This is a genomic window from Desmonostoc vinosum, from assembly GCF_059505385.1.
On sequence record NZ_JCACKM010000028.1, the window covers coordinates 29,507 to 44,047 of the forward strand.

At 42.2% G+C, this 14,541-nt stretch carries 12 protein-coding genes; 5 read left to right on the forward strand and 7 right to left on the reverse strand.

Annotated elements, in window-relative coordinates; genetic code table 11:
* The 6 genes from AC5JMF_RS03855 to psaC form a co-directional block, all read right to left on the reverse strand.
* Entirely contained in the window at nucleotides 1–462 is a 462-nt protein-coding gene (locus AC5JMF_RS03855; RefSeq protein WP_495794400.1) for an SPFH domain-containing protein, read from the reverse strand.
* Nucleotides 462–776 (reverse strand): TIGR04255 family protein, encoded by a 315-nt coding sequence (locus tag AC5JMF_RS03860; RefSeq protein ID WP_495794401.1) that lies wholly within the window; start codon nucleotides 774–776, stop codon nucleotides 462–464. The genes AC5JMF_RS03855 and AC5JMF_RS03860 overlap by 1 nt, the downstream gene beginning before the upstream one ends.
* Nucleotides 769–1,200, reverse strand: a complete 432-nt coding sequence (locus AC5JMF_RS03865; RefSeq protein ID WP_495794402.1) for a TIGR04255 family protein — start codon at nucleotides 1,198–1,200, stop codon at nucleotides 769–771. The genes AC5JMF_RS03860 and AC5JMF_RS03865 overlap by 8 nt, the downstream gene beginning before the upstream one ends.
* 167 nt (nucleotides 1,201–1,367) lie before the next feature.
* Entirely contained in the window at nucleotides 1,368–1,526 is a 159-nt protein-coding gene (locus AC5JMF_RS03870) for a hypothetical protein (protein WP_495794429.1), read from the reverse strand.
* A gap of 172 nt (nucleotides 1,527–1,698) precedes the next feature.
* Nucleotides 1,699–3,576: a glutamine--fructose-6-phosphate transaminase (isomerizing) gene (gene glmS / locus AC5JMF_RS03875; RefSeq protein WP_495794403.1), complete on the reverse strand. Its 1,878-nt coding sequence runs from the start codon at nucleotides 3,574–3,576 to the stop codon at nucleotides 1,699–1,701.
* Nucleotides 3,577–4,027: 451 nt separating this feature from the next.
* Nucleotides 4,028–4,273 carry a photosystem I iron-sulfur center protein PsaC gene (gene psaC, locus AC5JMF_RS03880; RefSeq protein ID WP_012411495.1) on the reverse strand — a complete coding sequence of 82 codons (246 nt, stop codon included), beginning with the start codon at nucleotides 4,271–4,273 and terminating at the stop codon, nucleotides 4,028–4,030.
* Between the two features lie 495 nt (nucleotides 4,274–4,768).
* On the opposite strand from psaC, the gene AC5JMF_RS03885 reads away from it, so the two are divergent.
* The 4 genes from AC5JMF_RS03885 to AC5JMF_RS03900 all read left to right on the forward strand — a co-directional run bounded on the left by AC5JMF_RS03885 (nucleotide 4,769) and on the right by AC5JMF_RS03900 (nucleotide 10,632).
* Entirely contained in the window at nucleotides 4,769–5,332 is a 564-nt protein-coding gene (locus AC5JMF_RS03885) for a pentapeptide repeat-containing protein (protein ID WP_495794404.1), read from the forward strand.
* A gap of 496 nt (nucleotides 5,333–5,828) precedes the next feature.
* On the forward strand, nucleotides 5,829–7,007 hold the full coding sequence (locus AC5JMF_RS03890; protein ID WP_495794405.1) for a M20 family metallopeptidase: 1,179 nt from the start codon (nucleotides 5,829–5,831) through the stop codon (nucleotides 7,005–7,007).
* A 174-nt stretch (nucleotides 7,008–7,181) separates the two neighbouring features.
* Nucleotides 7,182–8,999 carry an aspartate kinase gene (locus AC5JMF_RS03895; RefSeq protein WP_495794426.1) on the forward strand — a complete coding sequence of 606 codons (1,818 nt, stop codon included), beginning with the start codon at nucleotides 7,182–7,184 and terminating at the stop codon, nucleotides 8,997–8,999.
* A 373-nt stretch (nucleotides 9,000–9,372) separates the two neighbouring features.
* Complete coding sequence (locus AC5JMF_RS03900) at nucleotides 9,373–10,632, forward strand: glycosyltransferase (protein ID WP_495794406.1); 1,260 nt, start codon at nucleotides 9,373–9,375, stop codon at nucleotides 10,630–10,632.
* Between the two features lie 246 nt (nucleotides 10,633–10,878).
* On the opposite strand, the gene AC5JMF_RS03905 is transcribed toward AC5JMF_RS03900, so the two are convergent.
* Nucleotides 10,879–12,150 (reverse strand): glycosyltransferase family 4 protein, encoded by a 1,272-nt coding sequence (locus AC5JMF_RS03905; protein ID WP_495794407.1) that lies wholly within the window; start codon nucleotides 12,148–12,150, stop codon nucleotides 10,879–10,881.
* 899 nt (nucleotides 12,151–13,049) lie between these two features.
* Between AC5JMF_RS03905 and AC5JMF_RS03910 the strand changes: the two genes are divergently transcribed.
* On the forward strand, nucleotides 13,050–13,532 hold the full coding sequence (locus AC5JMF_RS03910; protein WP_495794408.1) for a hypothetical protein: 483 nt from the start codon (nucleotides 13,050–13,052) through the stop codon (nucleotides 13,530–13,532).
* The last annotated feature ends 1,009 nt before the right edge of the window (nucleotides 13,533–14,541 follow it).

Consider the following 14,541-nt stretch of genomic DNA (forward strand, 5'->3'; position numbering starts at 1 on the left):
TTAGATATAAAGGCTGCCAGTGTTAACCACAGGTTGGGCATTTTGATCTGAGGTTAAAACAACCAACAGATTATTGATCATACTGGCTTTACGTTCTTCATCCAATTCCACAATTTGCCGTTCGCTTATCCGCTTGAGAGCTTCATCAACCATTCCCACCGCACTTTCAACTATTTGTCGTCTGGCGTCAATAACCGCTTTGGCTTGTTGGCGACGCAACATAACTTGGGCAATTTCAGGAGCATAAGCTAAGTGAGAAAGCCTCGCTTCTAATATTTCGACTCCAGCAACTTCTAATCGAGCTTGTAATTCTTTTTGAAGGAAAAGTGCGATTTCATCAGCTAACTCAGCAATTTGTCGTCCTTCTGGACTTTGTAATTGTGAATTAGCTTTTGGTTCCAACACCAATATTACTGGTGGTGATAAAACTCCGTTTGGACGTAAAGGAGCAATAGTAGCCATTATTTGATCAACTCCCTTGTGTGATCTGTAATGCAAGCTTCAAAAGCTTTGTTCTTTTGTTCGTGCATTTGTTCCAGAGTCCCCCAAAGTCCTATCTCATCCTTGGGAATATCCCGTTCTGTAAATAGGTCTAAATCCAACAGTATAGAAACAAACTCCGGTGTTGGAGGAGGAACTAATGCTTGATTAAGAACAAGCATTGTTGTTAGGTTGTCTTGGGGAATTTGTAGCTGCATAAAGTAGCCACTTAACCCTTGTGGTAAGTCAGAGGAAACTTCAGGAAACGTCTTTAAATAGTCCTTTAAATCACCCACAGGTAGAGGAATATCTAGCCTTATTAATGTACCTGACTGCTAACCGAGCAATGGCTTCTGGATGTGTTAGTGACTGGTATATACTCCACAATCGCTTTGCTTCATCTCGGAATGTTTCCCAACAGTCGTAGGGAGCAAGCCGACTGAAGGTAAAGCCATCCAAACGCACTTGAAGAATTTGTTTTTGGTCGTCGCTAAAGACTCTATAGCCAATTTGAGATTGGCTTGCTGTCGCCTCAACACTAGCACCAGCAATCATTTGCCCCTGAAACATAAACATCTCCTCACGCTTTGGGTACTCTGTTTGAATGCTTGAGTACACCTGCGCCAAAACATCAAGTTTAACTTCTTGTGGGAGTCGAACTTGTATGTCAATTAACGCTTCGGTTATGGGAGCGCGTGAGTAGCGTGTTTTTGCTTGCATACAAACTATCGTAAACTGCCTGCGTCCGCAGGGGCAATGTAAGTTATTGCGCCTTTATAATATCCTTAATTCTGGTCTAAAAAGTTTAGCTTCTAAATTATTTATGGGTTTATGAACAATGTCAATTACACTGCTGTTACAACCTTCTTTGCTTCTTTGACGCGGATTTAACCTGATAGAAGTTTGGGTAGTAGGGTATCACAGATAGATGCAAGGGTGCGGGATTTAAATAAGCTTACTAGTAGCTTATCCATAAATGGTTTGACTACATCATCAAAAGCTTGTGCAATTTCTTTTGGCGGTATAACTGCTTTTACGGGAGTCACGCCAATTAATCACGAATCTCTAGCTTTTGCTTCTTGGGCATTGGAAATAACCTTTTCATACACATTACCAACAACCAGGTAGATCCAGTCTGCCGTAAGCATTGCTTTTTCTACTTAACATTACTTTTAATTTCATATTGTTTTGCTGTTCCTTGTTCTTTGTTTCCTTTGATTATTCCACGGTAACGCTTTTAGCCAAATTTCTTGGTTGATCGACATCTAAACCGCGACGGGCAGCAATATGATAAGCCAATAATTGTAAGGGAACCACTGTCAGAATTGGCGAAAGTAACTCATCGACATCGGAAACGGGGAGTAAATCGTTAAAGATTTCTGCTGCTTCGCCATCTTTGACAGGAGTAACGCCAATTAAACGAGAATCTCTGGCTTTGGCTTCTTGAGAGTTAGAAAGTACTTTTTCGTACACATTCCCAGGAACTGCGATCGCTACTACTGGTACTTTCGCATCTAACAGGGCGATCGGGCCATGTTTCATTTCTCCAGCCGGATACCCTTCAGCGTGAATGTAGCTAATTTCTTTTAATTTCAATGCTCCTTCTAGGGCTATAGGATAGTTAATCCCTCTTCCTAGAAAAATGAAATCTTGGGTATCGGCAAATTCATGCGCTAGGTGTTCTGTTAAACTTTCTTGACTTGCTAAAGTTGTTTCCATTTTTTGAGGAATTTGGTGCAAGTCGTTAATAATCTTTTCTAATGTTTCTTTGGCAGCTGTCTGTCGCAGATAAGCTAAATCCAATGCTAAAGCGTAAAATGCCATCAGTTGAGCCACAAAAGTTTTTGTCGCCGCTACCCCAATTTCAATACCTGCCAAGGTATTGATCATATCCGGTACCATGCGACCAAGGCTGCTTTCTGGGCGATTGGTAATGCCAAGTAGTCGTGCTTGATACTGAGGTTCTTTGTCTTGGCGACGTTCTTTTTCCATTACCAAGGCTGCTAGAGTATCCGCTGTTTCACCTGATTGGGTAACACCAATAATCAATGTGTTGGGTGTTAAAGGCGATGGTGCATAGCGATACTCAGAAGCGTAATGTACCTGAGTAGAAATTCCCGCTAGTTGTTCGATTAAGTATTTACCGACTAATGCAGCGTGCCAACTGGTACCACAAGCAACGATATGAATTTGTTCTAAGTCGCTATAGAGTTTTGGTGGTAAGCCGAGATTGACCGGTGATGGAGTGTCAATTGATGAGCGATCGCTGTTAAAGTAAGCTTCTAAACTGGCTCTTACTACCCCTGGTTGCTCATAGATTTCTTTGAGCATAAAGTGCTTGAACCCCTGTTTCTCTACCATAGTGGGATTCAAGTTGAGCATTCGGGGTTGTTTTCTTAACCTATCGCCAGCAAAGTTATAAATTTCGACACCCAAAGGTGTTAGGCGGGCAATTTCGCCATTTTCCAGCGATAGCACTGCACGGGTATGAGAAACAATCGCAGGTGTATCAGAAGCACAGAAAAACTCACCTTGGCCAAACCCGATAACTAGCGGTGCTTGTTGGCGGACAGCAATCAATTCGTCAGGGTAGTCGGCGGAAATAACTGCCAGTGCAAATGCTCCTTCGAGGTGATTAACAGCTTGACGGACTGCTTCTAGTAAAGAAGAAGAAGAGGAGGTTTTTAACAATTCAGCAATCAGGTGTGGAATTACCTCTGTATCAGTCTCAGAGATAAACTGGTGTCCTTTTTGTTTCAGTTCCTCGCGCAAATCGCGGTAATTTTCGATAATGCCATTTTGCACTACAGCCACTCGCATTGCCATATCCATATGAGGATGAGCATTGTGTTCTTCTGGCTTACCATGAGTTGCCCAGCGAGTATGACCGATACCAATTTGAGCTGGGGTAGCTACTGGTTCAAGTTTAGAGCGTAGGTTGTGCAATTTGCCCTTAGCCCGTACACAATTAACCTCACCTTCCCAAACAGTAGCGATTCCAGCAGAATCGTACCCACGATATTCTAGTTTTTCTAGCCCAGAGAGTAAAATTTCTGTTGCTGCTTGAGTCCCTATGTAACCAACGATTCCACACATTGCTCACACCACTTTACTTTTTAGGATAATTAAATCCAGTATAGTTGTTAGCATAAGTAGGGCGTTTTCGCAAAGAAAAAAGGAGCGAATCGCTCCCTTTGCCACTAGGTATTTTTATGGTTTTTGGGCTTTTGCAGCAAATATTTCGCTTTCGTACCGTAAAGGTACAAAAGCGGCTTCTAGGATTTTGATACCCAGAGATTGCATTCCCCAATCTAAAAGTAAGATGCTGTAAGGTGAGCAATACCTACCCTACAGTCTTAAAGGTGCTTGCTATTGAGAAACTTCAAAAGTTCAGAATCCTGAGTTTTGAGTTTTAAGTTCTGAGTTAAGAATTAAGAAATTATTTTTGTAACTTCTTTTTTTCTGCCTCAGCAAAGTCAGTTGACTCAATGGGAGAACTCCCTCGCACAACTGACTTTTCAGCACCCAATACTCAGCACTTCGCTTTTTAGTAGGCTAGACCCATACTGCGAGTCGTTTCAGCTCCCAGATAAACCCGGATGCTCAAAAAGTCAGTGGGGCAAGCAGTTTCACACCGTTTGCATCCCACACAGTCTTCTGTGCGGGGTGAGGAGGCAATTTGAGCAGCTTTACAGCCATCCCAAGGCACCATCTCCAGCACGTCAGTTGGACAAGCACGGACGCATTGGGTGCAGCCAATGCAGGTATCGTAGATTTTTACGGTATGAGACATTGAAAAAACCGCTCCTTTCGAGTGTTCTTCTCTGCGAAAGAATCATAATCAAGGCATAGTTTACCGCAGTGCCTGATAGGCCGTACTCAAAAGGCTACATAACTTTAAACAATTTAATGGGGAGTGGGGAATTGGGAGTGGGGATGAAACAGAGATTTTTGTGACTTAATAGGGCAGGAACAGTTCGTGAAGAGCTAGCTTTGAGTGTAAAGGTTTGTAACGAATACCAAATTAAATCCCCCTAGCTTTGCTTTTCATCAAGCTAGGGGGATTGTATATGTGGTAGTCTATAAATGGTTCAGTATAGTTGGTTACGATTTGATTCTAAAGCTTAGACTCCGGTTTGGATAGTCTTAATAAGCAGAATTTATCTTATTTTTATAGCTTCTTAATCAATGCTTCATCCCCTCCATGTGATGGGCAAGCCCGTATATGTAAGTATAACTATAGGCAATGTTCGTAAATTTTCGCCCTTATATAAGTATCCGTAAAAATATGAAGCTTAAGATTGTTGCCATAGTTACTCTGTTAGCTTGTTTTGGGTTGACAGAGCAAGCTCTAGCATTGAATCAGCAAGATTTAGAGCAGTTGAAAACTGCGGGTGTCTGTCCCCGATGTGATTTAAGTGGTGCTGACCTCACTCAACTAAATTTGACTGGGGCAAATTTGCGAGGAGCTAACTTGAGCCGTGCGACATTATCTCAAGTTAATCTCCAAAATGCTGATCTGACAGGTGCAAATCTAGAAACTGCGGTGATGAATTCAGCGAATCTCAGGGGTGCTTCCTTGATAGGTACAAATTTGAAATCAGCGTCCTTGGAAAATGCGGATCTATCTTTTGCTGGCTTCATTGGCGCTAATCTGGAAGCTGCTAACTTGAAGGGTGCCAAAATACAGTTCACCAATTTCCGAGGGGCAAACTTTCGGCTAACGACAATGCCAGTTGGTTTCGTTACTGCCGACAAAGACTACTGGTGGTCGTTAGAACGTACAACTCGCAGAGAATGTAACAAATTTAAATCTGAAAATACCCCAGGTACGACCTGCTACACCGAATAAAGGGGGCATGTGGTTCGACTTCGCCGTAGTTGAATCTCGACTTCGCTCGATTGCCGCGTAGCCGAAACTCACCAACTGGGAGATGAGGAAGCAAGGGAGGCAGGGGGAGCAGGGGAAGAAATAACAAACACACAGTCCCAATCCCCCCATTCCCTCATGTCTGACCGAAAAGATGGGTACAAGCCCCGTGCTTCGTTTCCCGGCTTTTTGATAGACTAGAGGAATCCGCAACACAGGCAGAGGCTCGCACTTCGGTGGAGGAACCTGTCTCGCAACGGGCGGCAAATCCTGAGAAAGTTTTGGCTCCTAGGGAGCGCACGGAATTTTCTCTACTCATCGGCGGGGCACGTCGAGGTGAAGCTTGGTGAGGGTAAAGTCGATGGACTAAGCGCGATCCAAGAATCCCCGAACTTCAGGACGGGGAGTGTCAAAAGAGCATTTTGCAGGTTAACACTTCTTTATTATGGTAGGAGAGCTTGTATACCATAATTGAGTGATGCTTACCCGGATTAGAGACTTAGCAGAAAAACTAGCACCCCGCTTAATTGAAATTCGTCGTCATATCCATTCACACCCAGAACTCAGCGGCCAAGAGTATCAAACAGCAGCTTTTGTTGCTGGGGTTTTGTCTTCTAGTGGTCTTCACGTTAAAGAAGGAATTGGCAAGACGGGTGTGATTGGAGAGTTACAAGGCACTAGTCAAGATGACCGTTTATTGGCAATCCGTACTGATATGGATGCGTTGCCTATTCAAGAACGCGCTTGTTTGGAATTTGCCTCTCGCGCGGAGGGGGTAATGCACGCTTGCGGTCATGATGTGCATACTACAGTTGGGTTAGGAACGGCTATGGTACTTTCCCAAGTGGCGGATGAGTTGGGTGGTAAGGTGCGGTTTCTATTTCAGCCGGCGGAGGAAATAGCCCAAGGGGCAAGTTGGATGGTTCAAGATGGGGCAATGGAAAATGTCTCGGCTGTGTTGGGTGTTCATGTTTTCCCTTCTATTCCCGCAGGCTCGATTGGTGTGCGTTATGGAGCTTTAACAGCAGCCGCTGATGATTTAGAGATTATCATTATTGGCGAGTCTGGACATGGGGCGCGTCCCCATGAGGCGATTGATGCTATTTGGATTGCCTCACAGGTGATTACTGCTTTGCAACAAGCAATTAGCCGGACGCAGAATCCTTTACGTCCTGTAGTGTTGAGTATAGGAAAAATTAGTGGTGGTAGAGCGCCAAATGTCATTGCTGATAAGGTGCAATTATTGGGAACTGTACGATCGCTTCATCCCGAAACCCGCGCCCAGCTACCCAATTGGATTGAAAACATCGTTGCTAGTGTTTGTCATTCCTATGGGGCTACTTATCAAGTTAATTATCGCCAAGGCGTGCCTAGTGTACAAAACGATTACTCTCTGACGCAACTGTTGCAATCGTCTGCTGAAGAAGCTTGGAGTAGCGATCGCGTCCAAGTTTTACCTGAACCCTCTCTTGGTGCTGAGGATTTTTCTGTTTACTTAGAACACGCACCCGGTTCAATGTTTCGCTTGGGTGTAGGCTACAAAGACAGATTAATCAATTATCCATTACATCATCCCCAGTTTGAAGTCGATGAATCTGCTATCCTTACAGGAGTTGTGACTTTGGCATACAGCGCTTATAAATATTGGCATCAATAATTTGGGGAATGGGGAATGAGGTTCTCTAATAGGTAAAATACTAAGTAAATACTAGATATCAAACAGTACAAATATACCATTTCGGTGGATTTCAAAGCTAAAACCCAATTAGGTACTAATTTCGTACTATCAATACTAGATTCAATTACTCAAACCCTTGGTTTTGCTTGGTTCATGTTAATAGTTCAAAAATACGGTGGTACATCTGTCGGTTCAGTTGAACGGATTCAATCTGTTGCACAGCGAGTTTACAAGACTGTAAAAGCAGGAAACTCTCTGGTCGTGGTAGTTTCCGCAATGGGCAAAACTACTGATGGACTCGTGAAACTGGCTAATGAGATTTCTACCAGTCCTAATCGCCGAGAAATGGACATGCTGCTTTCTACTGGTGAGCAAGTGACCATTGCCTTACTCAGTATGGCATTGCAAGAGATTGGACAGCCTGCTATTTCGATGACTGGCGCTCAGGTAGGAATTGTTACTGAAGCTGAACACACCCGCGCTCGCATTTTGCATATTGAAACCGATCGCCTCAGTCGCCACATTAATGAGGGTAAAGTAGTCGTAGTCGCGGGTTTTCAAGGTATATCTAGCAACGGTGGATTAGAAATCACTACCTTGGGGCGTGGTGGTTCCGACACGTCAGCAGTAGCGCTAGCAGCAGCATTACAGGCAAATTTTTGTGAAATTTATACAGATGTACCCGGTATTTTAACTACAGACCCTCGCCTAGTTCCTGAAGCCCAACTGATGGATCAAATCACCTGTGATGAAATGCTGGAACTAGCAAGTTTAGGGGCAAAAGTGCTACATCCCCGCGCTGTGGAAATTGCGCGTAACTACGGTGTACCTCTGGTGGTGAGGTCTAGCTGGACAGATGAACCTGGTACTTGGGTAACATCAGCCAAACCCCAAGGGCGATCGCTTGTGAATTTAGAAATTGCTCGTCCAGTTAATAGTGTTGAATTTGATACAGACCAAGCGAAGGTAGCTTTGTTGCGTGTACCTGATAAACCAGGGATTGCGGCTAGGCTATTTGGCGAAATTTCTCGGCAACAAGTGGATGTAGATTTAATCATCCAATCAATTCATGAAGGTAATAGTAATGACATTGCATTTACCGTAACAACACCAATATTAAAACGCGCCGAAGCAGTAGCAGCAGCGATCGCCCCAGCACTGAGGAGTCAATCTAATCCGAAATCGGCAGAAGCTGAGGTGATGGTCGAGCAAAATATCGCTAAAGTCAGTATCGCCGGTGCAGGTATGATTGGGCGTCCCGGTGTCGCAGCTAAAATGTTTGCCACCCTAGCTGAGGCTGGTGTAAACATCCAGATGATTTCTACCAGTGAAGTCAAAGTCAGCTGTGTAGTGGATGCCGCAGAATGCAATCGCGCCGTTACAGCACTGCGTAGCGCCTTTGAAATCGAAGAAAAGGGAGATGAGGAAATAACAAAAGACAAATTAATTCATTTATCTCCCTCATCTCCCGTTTGTGGTGTTGCTTTAGACGTAAACCAAGCGCGTCTAGCGATTCGCCAACTACCAGATCATCCAGGGATGGCAGCGAAATTATTTGGACTATTGGCGCAGCATAACATCAGTGTGGATATGATTATCCAATCTCAACGCTGCCGCATGGTTGATGGTGTGCCGAGACGAGATATTGCCTTCACCGTCGCCCAGATGGATGCGGAAAGAGCAAGAGAATTGCTTTCGCAAGCAGCTTTAGAATTAGGATGGGGTGAAGTTGTTTTAGATAGTGCGATCGCTAAAGTCAGTATTGTTGGTGTAGCCATGGTAGGACAGCCTGGTGTTGCCGCGAAAATGTTTGAAGCACTAGCCCAACACCAAATCAATATTCAAATGATTGCTACCTCAGAAATTAAAATTAGCTGTGTTGTATCCCAAGAGCAAGGTGTTAAAGCCTTACAAGCTATTCATACCGCTTTTGATTTGGCTGGTAGCGAAAAATTTGTAGTGCCAGCATGAAAGGAAACAGGTTTGTTATCTGTCTTAACTGTCCTTGACAAAGAACTGCAATTTTAGAAATATAGATGATGAATTTACCATATCTATAATTTCTATAACACTTCCTCACTTTGAGTTATTCATAGTGAGGTTTTTGATATGATATTCGACTTTTTTATTTCTTGGAAAATATTTCTTAAGTTCATTCTGCTAAAAAATTTAATTAATAGAAGGAGGCAGGAGGCAGGTTGAAACCTCACCTGAGTAGGTGGTTTGATTTAATTGCGAATTGGTTTTGTACCTTACATTAGTTGCAAACTGCTGTAAATCACAAGTAATTGTTTAACACAGCAATATTTCTGTTCCCTGTTCCCTATTCCCTTTAATAAATTACATGACACATTTTGGTACTATTTGCCCTACAGCTACTGGACACCTTAACACAATGACTGCTTTAGGGCGTGAACTTAAAAGGCGAGGTCATAGTGTCACAGTCTTGGGAATGCCCGATGCTGAACCAAATGCTAAAGCTGCTAGCTTAGAATTTCGCGCCATATCGGCTGCTGAGTTTCCCGTGGGAACAATAGCCAAATTTTATGAACAACTGGGTAAGCTAAACGGGTTAGCTGCATTACGATATACAACTTTTTTATCTGAAAAAACAACGTTTTTTTTCTTAAGAGATGCACCACAAGTTATCAAAAACGCTCGAATAGAAGCGCTAATAATAGATGAATGTATATTTGGGGGAAGCACTATAGCAGACTTTTTAGATATTCCATTTATTACAGCTTGTAGCGCCTTAATTAACAGTGTCGATGATTTTATTCCGCCAGTTTTCACAACTTGGAGATATAATCCCGCTTGGTGGGCGAGGTTACGCAATCGTGTTGGCTATGAGTTGATGCTTAGTTATGCCAAGCATATCCATAATGTAATTTCACAATATCGCTGTGAATGGAATTTACCTTCTTGTGTGAATATTAACGATTTTTATTCTGTGTCAAAATTAGCAATTATTAGCCAACAAATACCGGAGTTTGATTATCCAAGACCTAACTTAGCTGGATTACTCCACTTTACCGGGCCTCACTTTGACTCTACAGCTAGAAAACCAATTGATTTCCCGTTTGAAAAATTGAATGGCCAGCCTTTAATTTATGCTTCAATGGGTACATTACAAAATCGACTAAGCTATATTTTCTACTATATTGCTCAGGCCTGTGTAGGGTTAGATGCTCAATTAGTTATTACCCTTGGAGGCGGACTAGAATCTCAGGCATTATCTAATCTGCCAGGAAATCCCATAGTAGTTAAATATGCACCACAACTAGAATTACTACAAAAGGCTAGTTTAACTATTTGCCATGGAGGACTGAATACAGTTTCAGAATCCCTTTTCTACGGTATACCTTTGGTTGTTATTCCTATTACTAATGATCAACCAGGGGTAGCAGCACGTGTTGCTTCGACTGGTGTAGGAAAGTTTGTGACTACTTCGCGTTTGAGTGTTAGTAAGTTACGTTACGCTATTCAAGAAGTACTAATGCAACCATCTTATAAACAAAACGCTCTCGGGCTACAACTTGCCATCAAGCAGGCAGGAGGCATTCGTCGCGCGATTGATATTATCGAGCAGAGTATAGGAATCTGACTTGATTGATTAAATTACGCCTAACTAATGTGAATTAAAAGCTTTAATCTTCTAGTAATGGATTGTTTCAGCTATTTTAGTGCATTAGGCGTAGGTTGGGTTGTAGCTTGCTTCCCGTAGGGTACGAAGTGAAACCCAACACCGAGATCTTATGTTGGGTTTCGTTCCTCAACCCAACCTACATTTAATGCACTAAAATAGCTGTGTCAGTCTACTAGGAACGATACAGAAGTTGGAAATCTAAGGTTATTTAGTCAGTAATGCAGGTTCTCTAGCTGGTAACGGCTGCAATATTTGGGTGTAAAGCTCACCTAGCTGACTTGCTACACCATCCCAACTAAACTTAGTTTGAACACGCTTTTTACCTGCTTCACCTAATTTGCCACGCCATTCTGGATTAATCAGAATTCGGTCAATGGCAGCCGCAAAAGCAGCAAAGTCTTGTGGTGGTGCTAACAAACCGGTTTCTTCGTGAACCACAGTAAACTGAAGTCCGCCGACATCGCTTGCTACTACTGGTGTACCACTAGCCATTGCCTCAATCGCTACTAGTCCAAAGGGTTCGTAGTGACTGGGAACGACGCAAACATCAGCAGCTGCGTAATACGTTGGTAGAATGTCTTGACTCAGGCGACCAGGAAGGGTGGTAAAATCTTTCATCCCCAGCTCATTGATGATACCTTCAATGCGATCGCGTTCTTTGCCATCGCTATTACCTGGAGTACTACCACCACCAATAATCAACTGGAGTTTATGAGATTCACGCAACTTAGACTCATTAACCGCACGCACTACAGTTTCTATACCTTTGCGTGGGTCAAACCTTCCTACATACAATACAACTTTGGTTTCATCATCAATTCCTAACTTGGTTCTGGCTGCTTTTCGCTCAACCGAACCAAACCGTCGAATATCCGTGCCACAGGGAATGATATCAATATTACCTTTTGTAGAAACGAGCGCTCTCATGTGTTGCTTTTCTTGGGGACTTGTCGCCACAATTCGCTCTGCTGTCTCCAGTGCCTCTTTTTCCACTGCCAATCGCTTGCCAGCAATTAGAGGGATTGTTTCTATTGTATTGTACTTAACTGCTCCCAAGGAGTGATATGTATGAACTTGCTTGCTTCCTTGAATTTTCTTTAACTGCATTCCCACCCAGCTAGAAAGCCAATAGTTTGTATGAATTAGCTGATATGTGATGCCGTTTTCTTTTTGGAATTCAAGAAAACTTTCTACAAATTCTGGCAAATCTCCAAATAAATTATCTCGTGGCACAAACTCTAAAGAACCAGCTGTCAAACGAATAGTTCGACAATTTGGACTGTGTTGAACAATTGTGTCTTGTTCCACGCTGATCTTGCGCGTAAACATATCAACTTGCCATCCCAGTTGCGCTAGTGCTTCACCTACGTGGCGCACATAAACATTTTGTCCTCCAGCTTCTTCTTTCCCAATTTCAATCGCCGGGTCTCCGTGGACAGAAATCAAGGCGATACGCTGTTCAGTTGTAGAGTTCATAGTTTGTGTGTTGCTGATGGTAACAAAGTCGCGGTTCCAAGTTTGCGCCTAGCACGCTTACCTGAATCATTTAGAAACTTTGAGTATCCTTTATTTTAATTTAATATGTCTAAGATTTTTATACATCTGCTCATAGAAGTATATTTCTTGACAAGTATTGAGATTTAATTTATTTATGAATAGGTAAATATATCCATATATAATTCTTTCGATAGATGAAATTATATCTATCAAAAATAGTTGTGCAGATATGGTTTGAGAGATGTATGCAATCATAGATCATCTACTAACGGCGTAAAAATACGTAGAGAATTAAAATACTTAAATTACTTACATTCTCCGTATTTTTGGCTATTCTAGCTCATCATCAATTTAATGCCAACTATTTCAAAAGGGAACAGTTTTTCCTATTTGCTGTTTTTTGTCCAAAGGCAGATGTAATGTTGTGTTCGGTTAAAGACTTACGTCTAATGTGAATTAGATATTAAAACTTGAATGATTTTGTCAATGTCCTCACCCTAAAGTGGGGTGTGTTATGCCTTATAGCAACGCACCGTCCGAGATCTTCGGTGCGTTAGGACTTCCGTCCATAACACACCCTACTGAACTGTCAAGACTAAAATAATGTAATAAGTTTTCTTGTGGGGCCGACCGGAAAGGCCGCCACGGACAGGCGAGACGCCCATCCCACAAGAGTTATTTTTAATGCAACATTTAAGGCTAGACACGCCACTACAAGATTAAAGCTTTTAATTCGCATTAGGCGTGACTTATCATCTAATACCATAGGAGAGCAGGGGGCAGGGGGAAAGAGGTCTTCTTGGTTTTTGCACAGATGCCGGAATTATAGCCAATATATTAGTTACTATAGTTTGGGTTTCACTGCTGTTGGGGTGTGAATGGCTGTTTCATTGCGTAGATCTACTGTTACTTTTTCTCTTAGCCTGAGCATTGCATTATTGATCACAAGTTGCAGTGAGAGTAAATTCTCACAGTGTCAACGGCTAATTAAAGTTGTTAATCAAGGAAATTCATTGATTGACAAAAATAAAGGGACGCAGGTAATCACAAGCTTGCAACTTTCCAAGGATTTAGAATTTGTCACCAAATCTATTGAGGCGCTGAACTTAACAGATCCGAAACTGAAAGAGTTTCAAAGCCGTTATGTCAAGGTTTTTCAGAATCTCAGCCAAGCGATCGCCAAGGCGGCTAGAGCTCTTGGCTCAACTAAAAACGCCCAAGCCTCACCAGCTGGTAAAGACAGAATCCAAAAAGCTAGAACAGAAATTGACTCTGCACTAACAGCAGCAGCTACCACTGTTGGTAAAGAATCAGATTCGCTAGCGGGTGAGATCAAAAAATATTGTACAAAACCCGAATAATTCTGTTGGGGAAATTGTATGTAGAGACGCGTTTTTAAAGCGAGTACATTCCCTACACTATCTAAAAAAAATTATACATAGGTTGGCTTAATTAACTCGTACAGTTGCCGAGCGATCGCGCGAGTCTTGAGCATCACAATTATGCTGGCAAATTATAAATTATTAGTTATTTTTATTACTGTTATTTCAGGAAAATTCCTGATGCACACTAGCTAGAAACGTTAAAAGAATATAGTGATAATAGTCAAATAAAATACAATGGGTGATATAAATTTGCTGATGGCTGGAGTCTTAGCAACAGCGCCAACGTCTATACTAAATTCACCAGAACAGCCTGTAATACATTCAGAGAGTCTGGTACAACAATCGGCGCAAGGAAAGTTAAGTAAAGTAGTTTCACCTATTGAAATTACACCATCTGAATTTATGTATCCAGATGATAGCCCTCAAGTCACTCAATCTGAGATAGATGCTAAGTACCAAAATATACTGAGAAAATCTCAAGATAAGATTCAGATCAAGAATGTTGCTCACTCAGATTCTCAACCTGTAGCAGAAGTTGCACAGCAGAATACACAACAATTTTCCTCTACATCTCCAAACTCAGACAATCTCATATTTGATCCCAGCCCTCAAACCACTCCATCAAATATCAAAACCAAACATCAAAATATACTCAAAAAATCTCAAGATAAGATTCGATTCCAGAATGTTGCTCACTCAGATTCTCAACCTGTAGCAGAAGTTGCACAGCAGAATACACAACAATTTTCCTCTACATCTCCAAACTCAGACAATCTCATATTTGATCCCAGCCCTCAAACCACTCCATCAAATATCAAAACCAAACATCAAAATATACTCAAAAAATCTCAAGATAAGATTCGATTCCAGAATGTTGCTCACTCAGATTCTCAACCTGTAGCAGAAGTTGCACAGCAGAATACACAACAATTTTCCTCTACATCTCCAAACTCAGACAATCTCATATTTGATCCCAGCCCTCAAA

Bases quoted from the DNA above. Each gene is read 5' to 3' on its own strand.
- AC5JMF_RS03855 (WP_495794400.1), bottom strand. From the start codon at position 462: ATGGCTACTATTGCTCCTTTACGTCCAAACGGAGTTTTATCACCACCA.
- AC5JMF_RS03865 (WP_495794402.1), bottom strand. From the start codon at position 1,200: ATGCAAGCAAAAACACGCTACTCACGCGCTCCCATAACCGAAGCGTTA.
- glmS (WP_495794403.1), bottom strand. From the start codon at position 3,576: ATGTGTGGAATCGTTGGTTACATAGGGACTCAAGCAGCAACAGAAATT.
- psaC (WP_012411495.1), bottom strand. From the start codon at position 4,273: ATGTCTCATACCGTAAAAATCTACGATACCTGCATTGGCTGCACCCAA.
- AC5JMF_RS03885 (WP_495794404.1), top strand. From the start codon at position 4,769: ATGAAGCTTAAGATTGTTGCCATAGTTACTCTGTTAGCTTGTTTTGGG.
- AC5JMF_RS03890 (WP_495794405.1), top strand. From the start codon at position 5,829: ATGCTTACCCGGATTAGAGACTTAGCAGAAAAACTAGCACCCCGCTTA.
- AC5JMF_RS03895 (WP_495794426.1), top strand. From the start codon at position 7,182: ATGTTAATAGTTCAAAAATACGGTGGTACATCTGTCGGTTCAGTTGAA.
- AC5JMF_RS03900 (WP_495794406.1), top strand. From the start codon at position 9,373: ATGACACATTTTGGTACTATTTGCCCTACAGCTACTGGACACCTTAAC.
- AC5JMF_RS03905 (WP_495794407.1), bottom strand. From the start codon at position 12,150: ATGAACTCTACAACTGAACAGCGTATCGCCTTGATTTCTGTCCACGGA.
- AC5JMF_RS03910 (WP_495794408.1), top strand. From the start codon at position 13,050: ATGGCTGTTTCATTGCGTAGATCTACTGTTACTTTTTCTCTTAGCCTG.